Source organism: Pseudoxanthomonas koreensis (assembly GCF_010093225.1).
GTDB classification, from domain to species: domain Bacteria; phylum Pseudomonadota; class Gammaproteobacteria; order Xanthomonadales; family Xanthomonadaceae; genus Pseudoxanthomonas; species Pseudoxanthomonas koreensis.
Window position 1 is genome coordinate 18,321 of sequence record NZ_PDWM01000036.1, and the last position, 13,537, is coordinate 31,857.

Genomic DNA, 13,537 nt, shown 5'->3' on the forward strand with positions numbered 1-13,537 from the left:
CGGGGTTCCGAGAATCGGAGCGTGGACCGGAGCGTGGATCGTAAAGGCTAACGCGCCCGGGCGTTGCGGGCGCGATGGAGGCGCCGGCGATGGAGGCGCCCGCGATGCAGGTGGCACGCCTCGCGGAAACGGGAGCGGGGCCATGCGGCCCCGCCCCGCCTGGCTACACGCTGCGGGTCGCCACCGCCGGCGGGATCGAGGCCGCGCGCCGGGCTGGCGCGTAGACGGCCACCTGGCCCATCAGCCACAGCAGCACCGCGCCGGCCGGCAGGTACAGCAGCGGCAGTCGCGGCATCTCGTACTTGCCCATCAGCAGCTGGTTGATCGCGAACGCCAGCAGCATGCCAAGCGCAATACCGATGGTGGCCAGCAGGAAGTTCTCGGTCTGGAAGTAGCGCAGGATCTGCCCGCGGGTCGCGCCCAGGGCGCGGCGCACGCCGATCTGCTTGGTCCGCTGCTGTACCCAGAAGCTGGCCAGGCCGATGATGCCCAGCGCGGTCACCAGCAGCAGGAACACGCAGACGATGCCCAGCAGCCAGGCCATGGCGCGCGGCGCCTGGTAGAACTCGCTGCGCAGCTCCTCGAAGGTCTTGCTGTTGTCCTCGAGGATGATCCGGTCGGCGCCGTTGCCCTGCAGCACCTTCTTCGCCGCGGCCAGGACTTCCGCGCGGCGCGCCGGGTCGGTGCGGATCACGTAGTTGCCGCCCAGGTTGTAGTGCGGGCGCACCGGGAAGATCATCGAATACTCGCGCGCCTCCGGGCCGCCCATGATGCTGGGCCGGACCAGGTGTTCCACTACGCCGACGATGCGGATCGGCTGGTCGCCCCAGGAGTAGAACGCCTTGCCGACCGGGTCTTCACCCGGGAACAGCTTGTCGGCCATCTTGCGGGTGATGATCGTCGACGGGATCGAGAGGTTGGCGTCGGGGTTGTCGAAGTCCTCGTACTCCACGTACTCGTCCGGGGTGAAGCCGCGGCCGGCCACCAGCTTGAGGCCGAAGGTATCGACGAAGCGGTCCTCGGCCATGTAGCTGGTCGCCACCAGGCTGGACTGCTGCTGTTCCTGGGTCAGGCGCACGCCGCTGTTCCAGGACGAGTTCACGAACGGCACCTGGTTGGTGAGGGTCGCTTCCTTCACCCCGGGCAGCGCGCGCAGGGCGGCCAGGTCGGCGCGGGTGCGCGCGGTCTGTCCGGTGTCGTTGCCGATGCTGGTGATCTGCACGCGCACCAGTTCGTCCTCGACGATGCCGCTGGTCTCGCGGACCTGTTCGATGCGCCCGCTGATCATGTACAGCGCGTTGCAGATGATCGCGCAGGTGAGCGCGATCTCCAGCACGATCAGCGCCGCGGCGGTCTTGTGCCGCATCAGGGTCGAGAGGATGGGTCGGATGTCCATGGCGGTCTCCCTTACTGGCTCTTGAGCTGGATGGCGGGCGTCACCTGCATCGCGCGCCAGGCCGGCAGCAGGCCGGCGAGCACGCTGGCGGCGATGGCCAGGACGAAGGTCAGCGCCAGCATGCCCAGGTCCAGGTGCGCCAGCTGGGCGTAGCTGGCCGGTTGCTGGCGCACGGCCCACAGGCCCAGCAGCGACAGGCCGAGGCCGAAGATGCCGCCGGCCAGGCCGACCGTGCCGGCCTCGACCAGGCACTGGGTGAAGATGGCGCGACGCGAGGCGCCCAGCGCGCGGCGCACGCCGATCTCGCTGCCGCGGCGCAGGAACTTGGCCAGCAGCAGGCCGACCGTGTTCACCAGGCACACCAGCAGGAAGCCGAAGCCGAGCCACAGCTGCATCACCACGTCGTTCGGCACGACCCGGCTGTACTCCAGCCACTCCATCACGTCGCGCAGGCGCACGTTGGTGGGCCGCTCGTAACGGCCGGCGGCACGCTGCTGGTCGGAGTAGTTGACCAGGTAGTTGCGGTACGCGGCGACTTTTTCCGGCGTGCCCAGCTCCACCCAGTACTGGATCCAGGTGCAGGGTGCGTTGGGCCCTGTGGAATCGCCGCTCACGTCGGCCCAGCAGTCGATGCTGCCGCTGCGGCCCATCTTCAGGTCGAACGCGGTGTGGATCGGCAGGAACACGTCCTCCAGTTCGCCGTAACGGTCGTTGTACATGTCGTAGAACTTGGGCGTCAGGCGCCAGTCGTCGACCACGCCGACCACGGTGAAATCGGCCTGGTCCAGGCGCAGCTGCTTGCCGGTGCTGTCGCCGCCGCCGAACAGCTTGTCGTTGAGCGAGCTGGTGATCACCGCCACCCGTGCGCGCGCGTCGTCGTCCTTCGCGGTCCACGGCCGGCCGTAGCGGATCGGGACCTGGAACATCGCGAAGAAATCCGCCGAGGTGTAGCGGGCATCGCTGACGAACGGCGCCATGCCTTCCTTGTCCGGGGTGATCGACAGGCCGCCGCCGGTCATCATCGCCTGGCGGTCGCCGCGCCTTTCGCGCAGCAGGGCGTCGGCGTCGAAGCGGCTGACCTGGTCGGCCGGTTCCTCGCCCGCGGTATAGCCCTGCATGCCGGCCGGATCGAGCTGTACGTAGAACAGCTGGTGGCTCTTGCCGGGCAGCGGGTCGCCGGAGAGCACGTGGAACACGGTGAGCGTGGTCATGCACGCGCCGATGCCCAGGGCGATCGCCAGCACCATCAGCGTGGTCAGGGCCTTGTCGCGGCGGAAGCTGCGCAGGGCCAGGTTGAAATAGTAGGAGAACATGGTCGCCTCCTCAGGCCGTCGCGTCCGCGGCGTCGGCGCGGGCCAGCCGCATCAGGTTCGGTTCCACCGACAGGTCGGTGGCCACGCCGTCGACGATGTGCACGTTGCGCTGGGCGCGCGCGGCCAGTTCCGGGTCGTGGGTGACCATCACGATGGTGGTGCCGGCGGCGTTGATCTGCTCCAGCAGCTCCATCACCCCGCGCGCCATCTGCGAATCGAGGTTGCCGGTCGGTTCGTCGGCCAGCAGCAGCTTCGGTTCGCCTGCCAGGGCGCGGGCGATCGCCACGCGCTGCTGCTGGCCGCCGGACAGCTCGGCCGGGAAGTGCTTCATCCGCGAGGCCAGGCCGACCTGGGTCAGTGCCTTCTCGATCCGCGCCTTGCGGTCGCTCGCGGACAGGCCGCGGTAGCGCAGCGGCACGTCGACGTTGTCGAACAGGTTCAGGTCAGGGATCAGGTTGAAGCCCTGGAAGATGAAGCCGATCTTGTGGTTGCGCAGGCGGCTGCGGGCGTCGTCGCTCAGGCCGCGCACGTTCTCGCCGTCGAGCAGGTAGTCGCCCTCGGTGAAGGTTTCCAGCAGGCCGGCGATGTTGAGGAAGGTGGTCTTGCCCGAGCCCGACGGACCGGTCACCGCGACGAACTCGCCTTCGCGCACGTGCAGGTCGAGCGAACGCAGGGCGTGGGTTTCGACCATCGCGGTCCGGTAGACCTTGGAGACCTGGCGCATTTCCAGCATGGCGGGATTCCTTCTGTTGGTTTCGGGTGGGGCGTTGAGGGAAAGGGGGGAAGTCAGTTGATCGCCACGCGCTCGGCGTCGCCGAACTGGTCGGTGCCGGAGACGACGATGCGCTGGCCCTCCTGCAGGCCGGAGACGATCTCGACGAAGCCCAGGCTGCTGACGCCGGTCTGGATCGGCTGGCGGGTGGCGCTGCGGCCGTCCACCACCCAGGCCCAGCGCCCGCCGTCCTGCTCGACGAACGGGCCGCGCTCGACCATCAGCACGTTCTTCCTGGTGTCCAGCACGATCCGCGCCGACAGGCGCTGGTTCTGGCGCAGGCCCGGCGGCTGCTTGCCGTTGTCGAAGCGCAGGCGCGCGGTGACCTCGCCGTTGACCACTTCCGGCGACACCGCCGAGACCTTGGCCGCGTACGCGGTGCCCTGGCTGGTGACCTGCGCCGGCACGCCGATGGACAGATCGCGGGCGAAGCTTTCCGGCACGCGGATCTCGACCTCGAACTCGCTCAGGTCGACCACGCTCAGGATCGGAGCGTTGATCGCCACGTTGGTGCCCTGCGCGATCTGCACCTGGCCGACCTGGCCGTCGAACGGCGCGCGCAGGGTCAGTGCCTCGACCTGGCGCTGCAGCTCGGCCACCACCGCCTGCTGGCGATCGGCGAGCAGGCGCTTGTTGCGCGCATCCAGGGCCGCGCCCTGTTCCTGCAGGCCGGTGTCGCTGCGCGCGGTCTGCAGGCCGATCTGCGCCTTCTTCAGCTCGTCGCGGGCGCTGGCCAGCTCGATGTTGGACACCGCGCCGCCGGCATGGCCGCGCTCGTAGCGCTCCAGGTCGCGCTGCGCGGCGGTGTGGTCGACCTCGGCCTGGTCCAGCGCCTTGCGCGCGTTGAGCCGGGCGATCCGCGCGTCCAGCTGCGCGCGGCTGGCCTCGGCCTCCATGCTGGCCAGGGTCGATTCCTCCTGGACCAGCTTGCTGCGCAGTTCGGGGCTGTCGATCACGGCCAGTTCCTGGCTCTTTTCGACCGCGTCGCCGGCGACCACCTTCAGCGTCACCGTGCCGCCGGCGATGGCGTACAGGGTCGGGCTGTTGGCGGTGATCACCCGGCCGTCGGCGGAGATGTCGCGGACCAGGTCGCCGCGCTTGACCTCGGCGATGCGGACTCGCGAGGCATCGTAGGAACGCGAGCCGGCGCTCCAGCCGGAGACCACCCAGGCCAGCAGCGCCAGTACCGCCGCCGCGCCCACCGCCGGCCACAGCCAGCGCCGCCAGGCCGGGCGGGCCTGCGCGGAGGAGGAAAGCGGGCGGTCCTGGGCGGAGGTGTCGGGGATCATCGCGGCCGGCATGGTGGAAGTCGGCTTCATGAAAGCAGGTCGCGTGCCAACTACAAGTCATTGATTGGCCAGCAAACATGGGGTGGCACCAGGTGTCCGCCGCGTCCAGCGGACATCCGCGGACACTCCGGTCGCGGGCGGACAGCGGCCGGACACGCCCCGTGCCGCGCAGGACAGGCGAAGGCCAGCGCGGTGCACACATTGGCTAGAATCGGAGTCTTCTCCGCTGATGGAAGACCGCATGTGCGGCATTGTTGGCGCGATCGCCGATCGCGACGTGGTTCCGGTCCTGGTCGAAGGCCTCAAGCGCCTGGAATACCGCGGCTATGACTCCTCCGGCATCGCGGTCGCCGACGTGGCCAGCGTGCGCCGCGTGCGCCGCACTGGCCGCGTGGCGGAAATGGAGCAGGCGGCGGTGGCCGAAGGCTTCCGCGGCGTGCTCGGCATCGGCCACACCCGCTGGGCCACCCACGGCGGGGTGACCGAGGCCAACGCCCACCCGCACATCAGCCACGGCGACCTGGCCCTGGTCCACAACGGCATCATCGAGAACCACGAGGAACAGCGCGAACGCCTGTCCGCGCTGGGCTACGTGTTCGAGTCGCAGACCGACACCGAGGTGATCGCCCACCTGATCCACCACCACATGTCCCAGGGTCGCGACCTGCTCGCCGCGCTGCAGGCGGCGGTGAAGGAACTGACCGGCGCCTACGCGCTGGCGGTACTCAGCCGCAGCGAGCCGGACCGCCTGGTGTGCGCGCGGATGGGTTGCCCGCTGCTGGTCGGCCTGGGCGAGGGCGAGAACTTCATCGCCTCCGACGTCTCGGCGATCATTTCCGCCACCCGCCGGGTGATCTTCCTGGAGGAAGGCGACACCGCCGAGCTGACCCGCGGCGCGGTGCGCGTGTTCGACGGCGACGACCGCCCGGTGCAGCGCGAGGTGCATGTCTCCGACGTGTCGCTGGCCTCGCTGGAGCTGGGCCCGTACCGGCACTTCATGCAGAAGGAGATCCACGAGCAACCGCGCGCCATCGCCGACACCTTGGAGGCGGTGATCGATGCCGGCGGCTTCGAGGCCACGCTGTTCGGCGCCAAGGCCGAAGCGGTGCTGCGCGAGGTCACCGGCGTGCAGATCCTGGCCTGCGGCACCAGCTACTACGCCGGCCTGACCGCGCGCTACTGGATCGAGGCGATCGCCGGCCTGCCGTGCAGCGTGGAGATCGCCAGCGAGTACCGCTATCGCGACGCGTACGCCGACCCGCGCCACCTGGTCGTCACCATCTCCCAGTCCGGCGAAACCCTGGACACGATGGAGGCGCTCAAGTACGCCAGGTCGCTGGGCCACCGCCACACGCTTTCGATCTGCAACGTGCCCGAGAGTGCGATCCCGCGCGCCAGCGAACTGGTCTGCTACACCCGCGCCGGCGCAGAGATCGGCGTGGCCTCGACCAAGGCCTTCACCACCCAGCTGGCAGCGCTGTTCCAGCTGACCGTGGTGCTGGGCAAGCTGCACGGCAAGGTCGCCCCGGAGCAGGAGGCGGACTACCTGGAGCAGCTGCGCCACCTGCCCGGCAGCGTGCAGCACGCGCTGAACCTGGAGCCGCAGATCCAGGCCTGGGCCGAGCGTTTCGCCGGCAAGCAGGACGCGCTGTTCCTGGGCCGCGGCCTGCACTACCCGATCGCGCTCGAAGGCGCGCTCAAGCTCAAGGAAATCTCCTACATCCACGCCGAGGCCTACCCGGCCGGCGAGCTCAAGCACGGGCCGCTGGCGCTGGTCGACGCGGAGATGCCGGTGGTGGTGATCGCGCCCAACGACCGCCTGCTGGAGAAGGTGAAGTCGAACATGCAGGAAGTGCGCGCCCGTGGTGGCGAGCTGTTCGTGTTCGCCGACCAGGACAGCCACTTCAGCGAGTCCGAGGGCGTGCACGTGATCCGCACCCCGCGCCACGCCGGCGTGCTCAGCCCGGTGATCCACACTATCCCGGTACAGCTGCTGGCCTACCACACCGCCCTGGCGCGCGGCACCGACGTGGACAAGCCGAGGAACCTGGCCAAGAGCGTGACGGTGGAGTAGTCCGGGCCGGGCGCGCCATGAGGGGCCGCTTCAGATGACAGGCGATCGATTGGCCCGGAACTGGCCAGGGTTCACGGATGGCGGACTCATCATCCCGCTGCCGGAAAGTGTATTCACGACGGGCCCCTCGCAACTTTCGGTTGACGCCACGATTCTCTCGCGGAAGCAGGAGTTCCATGTAACGGCTCTCAACCGCGCCACCGGGTCCGCAATACTCGAACTTTTCGGAGAAGATTTCGTCCACGGCATCGACGCGGTCGCCGACCGCGAGGACGACATCCTTGCCAATCCCCGCAGCGTCTACACCGATGCCGACGGCAACGTGCAGGTCGAAGCGGTCACGGTGAAGGGCATGGGCCATGCCATCGCGGTGGATCCGGGCGAAGGCCGCGCGCAGTGCGGCCGGCTCGGCGAGTACGCCGCCGACGCCGGCATCTGCGCCGCCTACTGGATCAGCAGGTTCTTCGGCATCGCCGACTGAGCGTGGCCGCCCGCCGCCGTCCATCCATCCCGGGCCGGCGGGCCGTGCCCGCGCGTCCCTCCATCGAAGCCAACCGACCGACATGCCCCTGACCCTGCAGCGCCCCGACCTCCTGCTTTCCAGCCACTACATCGACGGCCACTGGTGCGAGGCCGTCGGCGGCAGCCGCTACGACATCGAGGATCCCGCGCGCGAGCAGGCCTTCGCCAGCGTGCCCGACGCCGACGCACGCGATGCCCAGGCCGCGGTGGACGCCGCGCACGCCGCGCTGCCCGCATGGCGCGCGCTGCCGGCGCGCGACCGCTCGCGGATCCTGGCGCGCTGGAACACGCTGCTGCTGGAGCACCGCCAGGACCTGGGCCGGCTGATCTCGCGCGAGCAGGGCAAGCCGCTGGCCGAGGCCGTCGGCGAGGTGCTGTACGCGGCCAGTTATGTCGAATGGTTCGCGGCCGAGGCGGTGCGCGCCTATGGCGAGGTGATCCCGGCGCCGGTCGACGGCCGCCGGATGACCGCGGTGAGGGAGCCGGTCGGGGTGGTGGCGGCGATCACGCCGTGGAATTTCCCCGCGGCGATGATCGCGCGCAAGATCGCGCCGGCGCTGGCCGCCGGCTGCACCCTGGTCGCCAAACCGGCCGAGGACACGCCGCTGACCGCACTGGCGCTGGTGGCGCTGGCCGAAGAGGCGGGCGTGCCGGCCGGCGTGCTGAACCTGGTCACCGCCTCGCGCGCCAATGCCGCCGCCGTGGTCGACGTCTGGTTGCGCGACATGCGCGTGCGCAAGCTCACCTTCACCGGCTCCACCCCGGTGGGCCAGCACCTGGCGCGGGAAAGCGCGACCACGCTGAAGAAGCTGTCGCTGGAACTGGGCGGCAACGCGCCGTTCCTAGTGTTCGAGGACGCCGATCTGGACGCGGCGGCCGACGGCCTGATGGCGGCCAAGTTCCGCAACGCCGGCCAGACCTGCGTCTGTCCGAACCGGATCCTCGTCCACGAGGCCGTGCACGATGCTTTCGTCGAGCGGCTGGTGGCGCGCGTCTCGGCGCTGCGGGTGGGCCCGGCCAGCGATCCGCAGGCGCAGCTCGGGCCGCTGATCAACCGGCGCGCGGTGGAAAAGGTGGAGCGGCACGTGCGCGATGCCGTGGCCAAGGGCGCGCGGATCATGGCCGGCGGCAGTCCGCTCCCGGCGCTGGGCGCGAATTTCTTCCAGCCGACCGTGCTGGTCGACGTGGACGGGCGGATGGAGCTTTCCTGCGAGGAGACCTTCGGCCCGGTGGCGGCGGTGTCGCGCTTTGCCGATGAAGCGCAGGCGGTGGCCGAGGCCAACGCCACGCCCTACGGCCTGGCCGCGTACTTCTATACCCGCGATGTGCGCCGCATCGCCCGGCTGTCGGCGGCGCTGGAGGCCGGCATGATCGGAATCAACGAAGGCGCGATCTCGTCGGAGGCGGCGCCGTTCGGCGGGATCAAGGCGTCCGGTTATGGCCGCGAAGGCTCACGGCACGGCCTGGACGAATACATGCACAGCAAGTACCTGTGCCAAGGCGAGCTGGGCCCAGGCCAGGACTGATCCTCCCACCGCAGCGCACTCATTGTGTTTTCCGGCGGCTTCCACGGGCGGAGCCTGCGCCGGGCATGCGTCGTCGGCCCGCAAGCATGGCGGGCCTCAGCGCTCCGGGTCGATGATTGCCTGCATGCGTGCGATATCGTTCCCGCTCGCGCCCAGTGCGCGCGCGCGCGTGTCCCAGCCGCGTACCGCGTCGCGGACCTGGCGTGCGATCGCGCTCGTCTCCTTCTTCGGGATGCGATAGTAGGCGGCCGTCGCCAGCAGCAGGCCCGAGTCCGGTGAGGGGTCGGCCTCGTTGATCGCCAGGACATGGTAGTCCTTGTCCGGATCCGGGTTGACGTCGAACGCCGGCGAGAGTTGCCACCCGTCGCCCGTGCGCAGGAATCCGTGGTTGCGCAGGTGGTCGTCGCGGTTGCCGATGAGGATGTTGAACAGCACCCGGCGGAACAGTTGCTCGAGGTCGCGGGCGATCTGCGTCGAGGTACCGCCGCTTTCGATCGCCAGGACAATGTCCAGGTAGCTGCTCCCCTCGCTTTCAGTGACGTCCAACTGGGTCATGGCAGAGCAAAAGGCCCGGCGCGAGGTCGCAGTGCGGTCGAAGCGCTGCACCGCGTAGGTGTGGCCGCGGTCGGACAGGCGCATCAGCCGGGCCCGTGGCATCTCGATCCCGGCCTCGAGCGAGAGTTGATGGGTGAGGAACTCCCACAACCCGACATCGATACGGTCATCGGCGGACGGAAACTTGGCCAGCCACAGCTGTCCATCCTGGTCACGAAAGCTGGCCTTCGGCCGCGCGCCACCCAGCGACGCGCCTGGCGCAACCAACTGCCTGACCCAGGCTGCCATCTGGTCGGAGGTATCGTCGTCGCCACGCTCTACCTGGGCGGCGATCGCTTCGAGCCGACGCAGTCCGGTGAACGGTGGCGCACTCAGTGCCCGGTCATCCACATAGCGAAGCGTGTGGGGGTCGACGAAACGCAGCGCGCCCATGCGGGATTCATCGTTGACCCCGACCAGGTAGTCCCAGGCGCGCAGATTACGCACGGCGCGACCCTGCTCGCGCGCCTCGATGGCTTCGCGGCGGTCCATCAGGCGTTTGCCCCAGCGGTCGGGTGAGCAGTCGACGAATGCACCGGACAGCGCGGCGGCGCCTGCGCGTGCGTACCGGGCGCCGGTGCCAAGCTGGAGTTCGTGGTCCAGTGGGAACGCCGTTACCGGCCCGGCATTGGCCAGCCACTGCGGGTCGTACTCGAAGCTGATGGCCTCCCCGGTCCGGCTGGCCGCCCGCTGCAGGCGACCGACCAATGCCTGGCCACCGAGGGTTTCGTCGTCGACCCAGATGTCCAGCGGGTTCATGACTTGCGGCCTCGTGTCCCCCGCGACGGCACTGGCGCCGGAGGCGGGTGTGGCGGCGATGTCCGGGCCGGCGGCGCCGGCCGCGATGAAAGCACCTGCGCTGGCGCGGCGTTGGTTCGCCGCAGGGCGTTGTCCTGCAGTTCGCGGCCGAGCAGGTCCTGGCTGGCGATCAGGTCGATGTCGCCGTCGAGGCCGAGCACCGTCAGCACCCGCAGCACCGTCGCCATGCTGGTGGAGGGGTCGCCGTTTTCGAGCTTGGCGAGGGTCGGCGTGCTCACCCCCACCCGTTCGGCCATGACCTCCTGGGTCATCGAGCGGCGCATCCGGGCCGCGCGCAGGCGTTGGCCCAGTGCCAGGATCTGGCGCTGGGCGCGCGGATGGGAAGGGGGAGTACGCTTTGCCATGCAAAATAAAATTACTCTTCTCGGCCGGAAAGGCAAGTTAATTTTATATTTCTTGGCTTTCTTCGTTCAGGTTCGGCGAGCTGGCGCTCAAGGCAGCCTGGCCAGCAGTGGCCCATCGAAATCGAATGTCAACTGCCGCGGCGTGCGCGTGGCGCGGTAACGCCGCCACGGCCCGAGCTGGGCGGCCGAGCGCGGCGGCGAAAGCGGGATGGCGTGCTGGAACCGGGCGAGCATTTCGGCCCTCGCCCGGCAGCGGCGGGGGGGCGACACCGATATCAGCAGGCGCGCGGCGACGGCCTGCATACGGTTGTCGCAGCCGCGCAGCAACACTAGCCACGCACCGGCCAGAGACGGATGCGGGGCATCGATGTCCGGAGCGGCAGCGGCGTCCTCGGTGGCGACCAGGTGCGAAAGCGGATCGCGGCCGCCGTCAGCGGCCAGGCGGTTCATCAGCCAGTGCGGTGCATCTTCGGTATCGCCTCCGCCGCTGCCGTGGTCCAGCCGCACGGCGCGGCGCACGTTGAGCTCGGTATAGCGGACCAGGGCCTGGTAGAGGTGGCGCAGCAGCAGGTCGGCGAAGGCGGGGTCGTCGAAGTCGACCGCACGGCCATGGCGGGTGGCCACGGTCGCGGCCATCAACCAGGCTTCCTGGGCCACGTCCTCGCGCTGATGCTCACCGCCGGTGGCGCGGGCGATGCGGGCGAAGTCCTTGGCGTGTCGCTCCGCGAAGCGTTCGAACGGGTCCATGGCCGCTTCCGTGGAGGGCAGGGGGCGTTCTACGGGGAGGATGTTGCACCGCGATGAAGATGTATCGCGAGTGCGAAGGCCGTCGCCCTGCTGATGTGGCCATTCAGGCGATGGCTTGCGGATGGGTGCGCCACGTTTGCATGCTGCCGAAGCAGGGGTGGGCCGGATTGGTGGAGGATGTCGACCCTGCGCACGTCCCGTCTAGCCTTGTCCGGCACGCGCCACCAGCGCTCCCAGGTACTCGAAATAGCGGTCGATGTAGCTGATCCCGTTCTCGCGGTCGATCAGGTGCGGGTTCATCAGGGTGTGGCGCAGGATCACCAGGCGGTCGGCGTGGTCGTGGTCCATCGTCGCCGGATCGATGCCGAGCCCGTCGAGGATCCGCTGCATCTCCGCGTCGCCGACCACCGAGCGCTGCAGGGTGGTGATCGAGGAGAAGAACTGCTTGACCTGCAGCGGCCTGTGAGGGTCGCAGCGCAGTTCCTCGTAGAGCCTGCGGACGAAGGCGTTGGCCGCGCCCAGGTCGCGGTTGCCGGCGGGATTGAGCGCCAGGCAGACCAGGTTGCTGTCCGGGGCGAACGGCACGCTGGCGGCGACCAGGTGGCCTGTTTCGGCGGCGAAGCGCTGCGCGCGCGCCTGGAACGCCTCGGCCGCCAGCACCGTCTGCCGCGGCATCAGGCCGAAGCCGGCGTGGTCCAGCGGCAGCACGCGGTGGGCGACATAGACCGCGGCGGCGGCGGCGCCGGACTTGGAGCCTTCAGGGATGAACTGGCCCAGCTGCCGGTAGCGGGTGAGGTAGTCGTCGGACGGTTCGCCGCTGAACACGTAGTCGGCGTGCTCGGCGACCAGCGCGGTGGCGCGGTGGTCGCGGCAGATGAAGGCGCCGGTGCCGTAGGGCAGGTAGCCGAGCTTGTGCGGATCGACCGTGACCGAGTCGGTGTCGGCCAGCGCGGCGAACGCGGCGTGGACTTCCGGCTGCGGGAAGTCGCGGTATTCGTGGCGGACGTCTTCCAGCGCGCGCAGGCTGCCGTCGGGATTGCGGAACAGCGTGGCCAGGTAGCCGCCCCAGGCGGCGTCGACGTGGATGCCGAAGCCCAGCCCGCGCGCGCCCATGTCGCGGCGCGCCTGCACGATCGCGTCGACCGGGTCGATGGTGCCGTACTCGGTGCTGCCGAGCACGGCCACCACCATCAGCACCGGCTGGCGTTCGCGTTCGCAGGCGTCGAGCGTGCGGCGCAGGTCGTCGGGGTCCAAACGCATGCCGCGGGTGGCGAGCAGGCGCAGCTGGTCGCGGCCCAGGCCGAGCATCTTCAGGCCCTTGCTCCACGAGTAGTGCGCGGTGATCGGTGCCAGCACCTGCGGCACCTTCAGTTCCGGGTGGCGGGCGAAGAACCCGACCAGCCCCAGGGTTTCCAGGCGCTGTGCCTGGAAGCGTTCGCGCCAGGTGCGGCGTTCGCCTTCGCCCAGCGTGGCGAGCCAGCCCTGCCAGCGCACCAGCAGGTCGATCGCGGCAGACGGTTCCAGGTTGAATGCTTGCCAGTCGTCCTCGGGTACGCCGATGTCCGGCACGCCGGCCGCACGCAGCGCCACCGGGAACGCCTTCAGCGCCAGCGCCAGCCGCAGCGCCTGGTAGTTGGCCAGGGTGCCGCCGGAAGCCAGGTGGCCGAAGGCGCAGTCCGGCCGCGCCGGGTCGCTGGGGTAGCCGAGCATGCGCGCCAGCTGCAGGCCGGCCTGGATCTCCAGCTGCACGGTGATCGGCGCGGCGTCCTCGCTGACGTTGTTGGGGTTGTAGGGCAGGGCCAGGATCTGCGCGGCCAGGCCCGGCAGCAGCAGGTCCGAGGCCATGTGGCCGATGTAGCGCGGGCTGTGGAACGGCACCGACTGCTTCAGCGCGGCCGAGATCTGATGCAGCTCGCGCCGCATCTTCGCTTCCAGCGCCTGGTACTGCGGATGCTGCGCCGCCGAGGTGGGGATGGCGGGCGGATCCTCGGGGTGGAAGTTGCGCCGCCAGTGCACGTGGTCGCGCAGGAACTCCACCACCAGCTTCTCCAGCAGGGTGTCGTTCTCGCCGTAGGGGCCGAGGAAGCAGGCATCGAGCACGCGCTGCTCCGCCTCGGTGGTGGCGGGGCCAGGGGCGCGGG

General features: G+C 69.7%; 11 protein-coding genes. 3 read left to right on the forward strand and 8 right to left on the reverse strand.

Features of this window, described 5'->3' with window-relative positions:
- Positions 1-163 precede the first annotated feature (163 nt).
- From CSC64_RS11100 to CSC64_RS11115, 4 genes are read right to left on the reverse strand one after another with little or no spacing between them, the layout of a single operon-like run.
- On the reverse strand, positions 164-1,396 hold the full coding sequence (locus CSC64_RS11100) for an ABC transporter permease (RefSeq protein ID WP_162435388.1): 1,233 nt from the start codon (positions 1,394-1,396) through the stop codon (positions 164-166).
- A gap of 11 nt (positions 1,397-1,407) precedes the next feature.
- The gene (locus CSC64_RS11105) at positions 1,408-2,709 is read right to left on the reverse strand and encodes an ABC transporter permease (protein WP_162435389.1); all 1,302 of its coding nucleotides are present in this window, start codon (positions 2,707-2,709) and stop codon (positions 1,408-1,410) included.
- Between the two features lie 10 nt (positions 2,710-2,719).
- The gene (locus tag CSC64_RS11110) at positions 2,720-3,442 is read right to left on the reverse strand and encodes an ABC transporter ATP-binding protein (RefSeq protein WP_162435390.1); all 723 of its coding nucleotides are present in this window, start codon (positions 3,440-3,442) and stop codon (positions 2,720-2,722) included.
- 53 nt (positions 3,443-3,495) lie between these two features.
- Positions 3,496-4,770: an efflux RND transporter periplasmic adaptor subunit gene (locus CSC64_RS11115; protein WP_162435397.1), complete on the reverse strand. Its 1,275-nt coding sequence runs from the start codon at positions 4,768-4,770 to the stop codon at positions 3,496-3,498.
- Positions 4,771-5,011: 241 nt separating this feature from the next.
- On the opposite strand from CSC64_RS11115, the gene glmS reads away from it, so the two are divergent.
- From glmS to CSC64_RS11130, 3 genes are all read left to right on the forward strand, one after another.
- Positions 5,012-6,844, forward strand: coding sequence for a glutamine--fructose-6-phosphate transaminase (isomerizing) (glmS, locus tag CSC64_RS11120; protein ID WP_162435391.1), 1,833 nt, complete (start codon positions 5,012-5,014; stop codon positions 6,842-6,844).
- Positions 6,845-6,893: 49 nt separating this feature from the next.
- Positions 6,894-7,325 carry an alpha/beta hydrolase family protein gene (locus CSC64_RS11125; protein ID WP_162435392.1) on the forward strand — a complete coding sequence of 144 codons (432 nt, stop codon included), beginning with the start codon at positions 6,894-6,896 and terminating at the stop codon, positions 7,323-7,325.
- Positions 7,326-7,407: 82 nt separating this feature from the next.
- Positions 7,408-8,892, forward strand: a complete 1,485-nt coding sequence (locus tag CSC64_RS11130) for an NAD-dependent succinate-semialdehyde dehydrogenase (RefSeq protein WP_162435393.1) — start codon at positions 7,408-7,410, stop codon at positions 8,890-8,892.
- Between the two features lie 96 nt (positions 8,893-8,988).
- Here the strand turns inward: CSC64_RS11130 and CSC64_RS11135 are convergent, their stop codons facing one another.
- From CSC64_RS11135 to CSC64_RS11150, 4 genes are all read right to left on the reverse strand, one after another.
- Positions 8,989-10,245 (reverse strand): type II toxin-antitoxin system HipA family toxin, encoded by a 1,257-nt coding sequence (locus CSC64_RS11135; protein ID WP_162435394.1) that lies wholly within the window; start codon positions 10,243-10,245, stop codon positions 8,989-8,991.
- Positions 10,242-10,649: a helix-turn-helix transcriptional regulator gene (locus CSC64_RS11140; RefSeq protein ID WP_162435395.1), complete on the reverse strand. Its 408-nt coding sequence runs from the start codon at positions 10,647-10,649 to the stop codon at positions 10,242-10,244. Before CSC64_RS11140 ends, CSC64_RS11135 begins: the two co-directional genes overlap by 4 nt.
- Before the next feature lie 87 nt (positions 10,650-10,736).
- Positions 10,737-11,396, reverse strand: a complete 660-nt coding sequence (locus CSC64_RS11145) for a hypothetical protein (protein ID WP_162435396.1) — start codon at positions 11,394-11,396, stop codon at positions 10,737-10,739.
- 201 nt (positions 11,397-11,597) lie between these two features.
- Positions 11,598-13,496 carry a pyridoxal phosphate-dependent decarboxylase family protein gene (locus CSC64_RS11150; protein WP_162435398.1) on the reverse strand — a complete coding sequence of 633 codons (1,899 nt, stop codon included), beginning with the start codon at positions 13,494-13,496 and terminating at the stop codon, positions 11,598-11,600.
- Between the last annotated feature and the right edge of the window lie 41 nt (positions 13,497-13,537).

Excerpts from the sequence above, each read along its gene's own strand:
- CSC64_RS11100 (WP_162435388.1), bottom strand. The coding sequence starts at position 1,396 with ATGGACATCCGACCCATCCTCTCGACCCTGATGCGGCACAAGACCGCC.
- CSC64_RS11105 (WP_162435389.1), bottom strand. The coding sequence starts at position 2,709 with ATGTTCTCCTACTATTTCAACCTGGCCCTGCGCAGCTTCCGCCGCGAC.
- CSC64_RS11110 (WP_162435390.1), bottom strand. The coding sequence starts at position 3,442 with ATGCTGGAAATGCGCCAGGTCTCCAAGGTCTACCGGACCGCGATGGTC.
- CSC64_RS11115 (WP_162435397.1), bottom strand. The coding sequence starts at position 4,770 with ATGATCCCCGACACCTCCGCCCAGGACCGCCCGCTTTCCTCCTCCGCG.
- glmS (WP_162435391.1), top strand. The coding sequence starts at position 5,012 with ATGTGCGGCATTGTTGGCGCGATCGCCGATCGCGACGTGGTTCCGGTC.
- CSC64_RS11130 (WP_162435393.1), top strand. The coding sequence starts at position 7,408 with ATGCCCCTGACCCTGCAGCGCCCCGACCTCCTGCTTTCCAGCCACTAC.
- CSC64_RS11135 (WP_162435394.1), bottom strand. The coding sequence starts at position 10,245 with ATGAACCCGCTGGACATCTGGGTCGACGACGAAACCCTCGGTGGCCAG.
- CSC64_RS11140 (WP_162435395.1), bottom strand. The coding sequence starts at position 10,649 with ATGGCAAAGCGTACTCCCCCTTCCCATCCGCGCGCCCAGCGCCAGATC.
- CSC64_RS11145 (WP_162435396.1), bottom strand. The coding sequence starts at position 11,396 with ATGGACCCGTTCGAACGCTTCGCGGAGCGACACGCCAAGGACTTCGCC.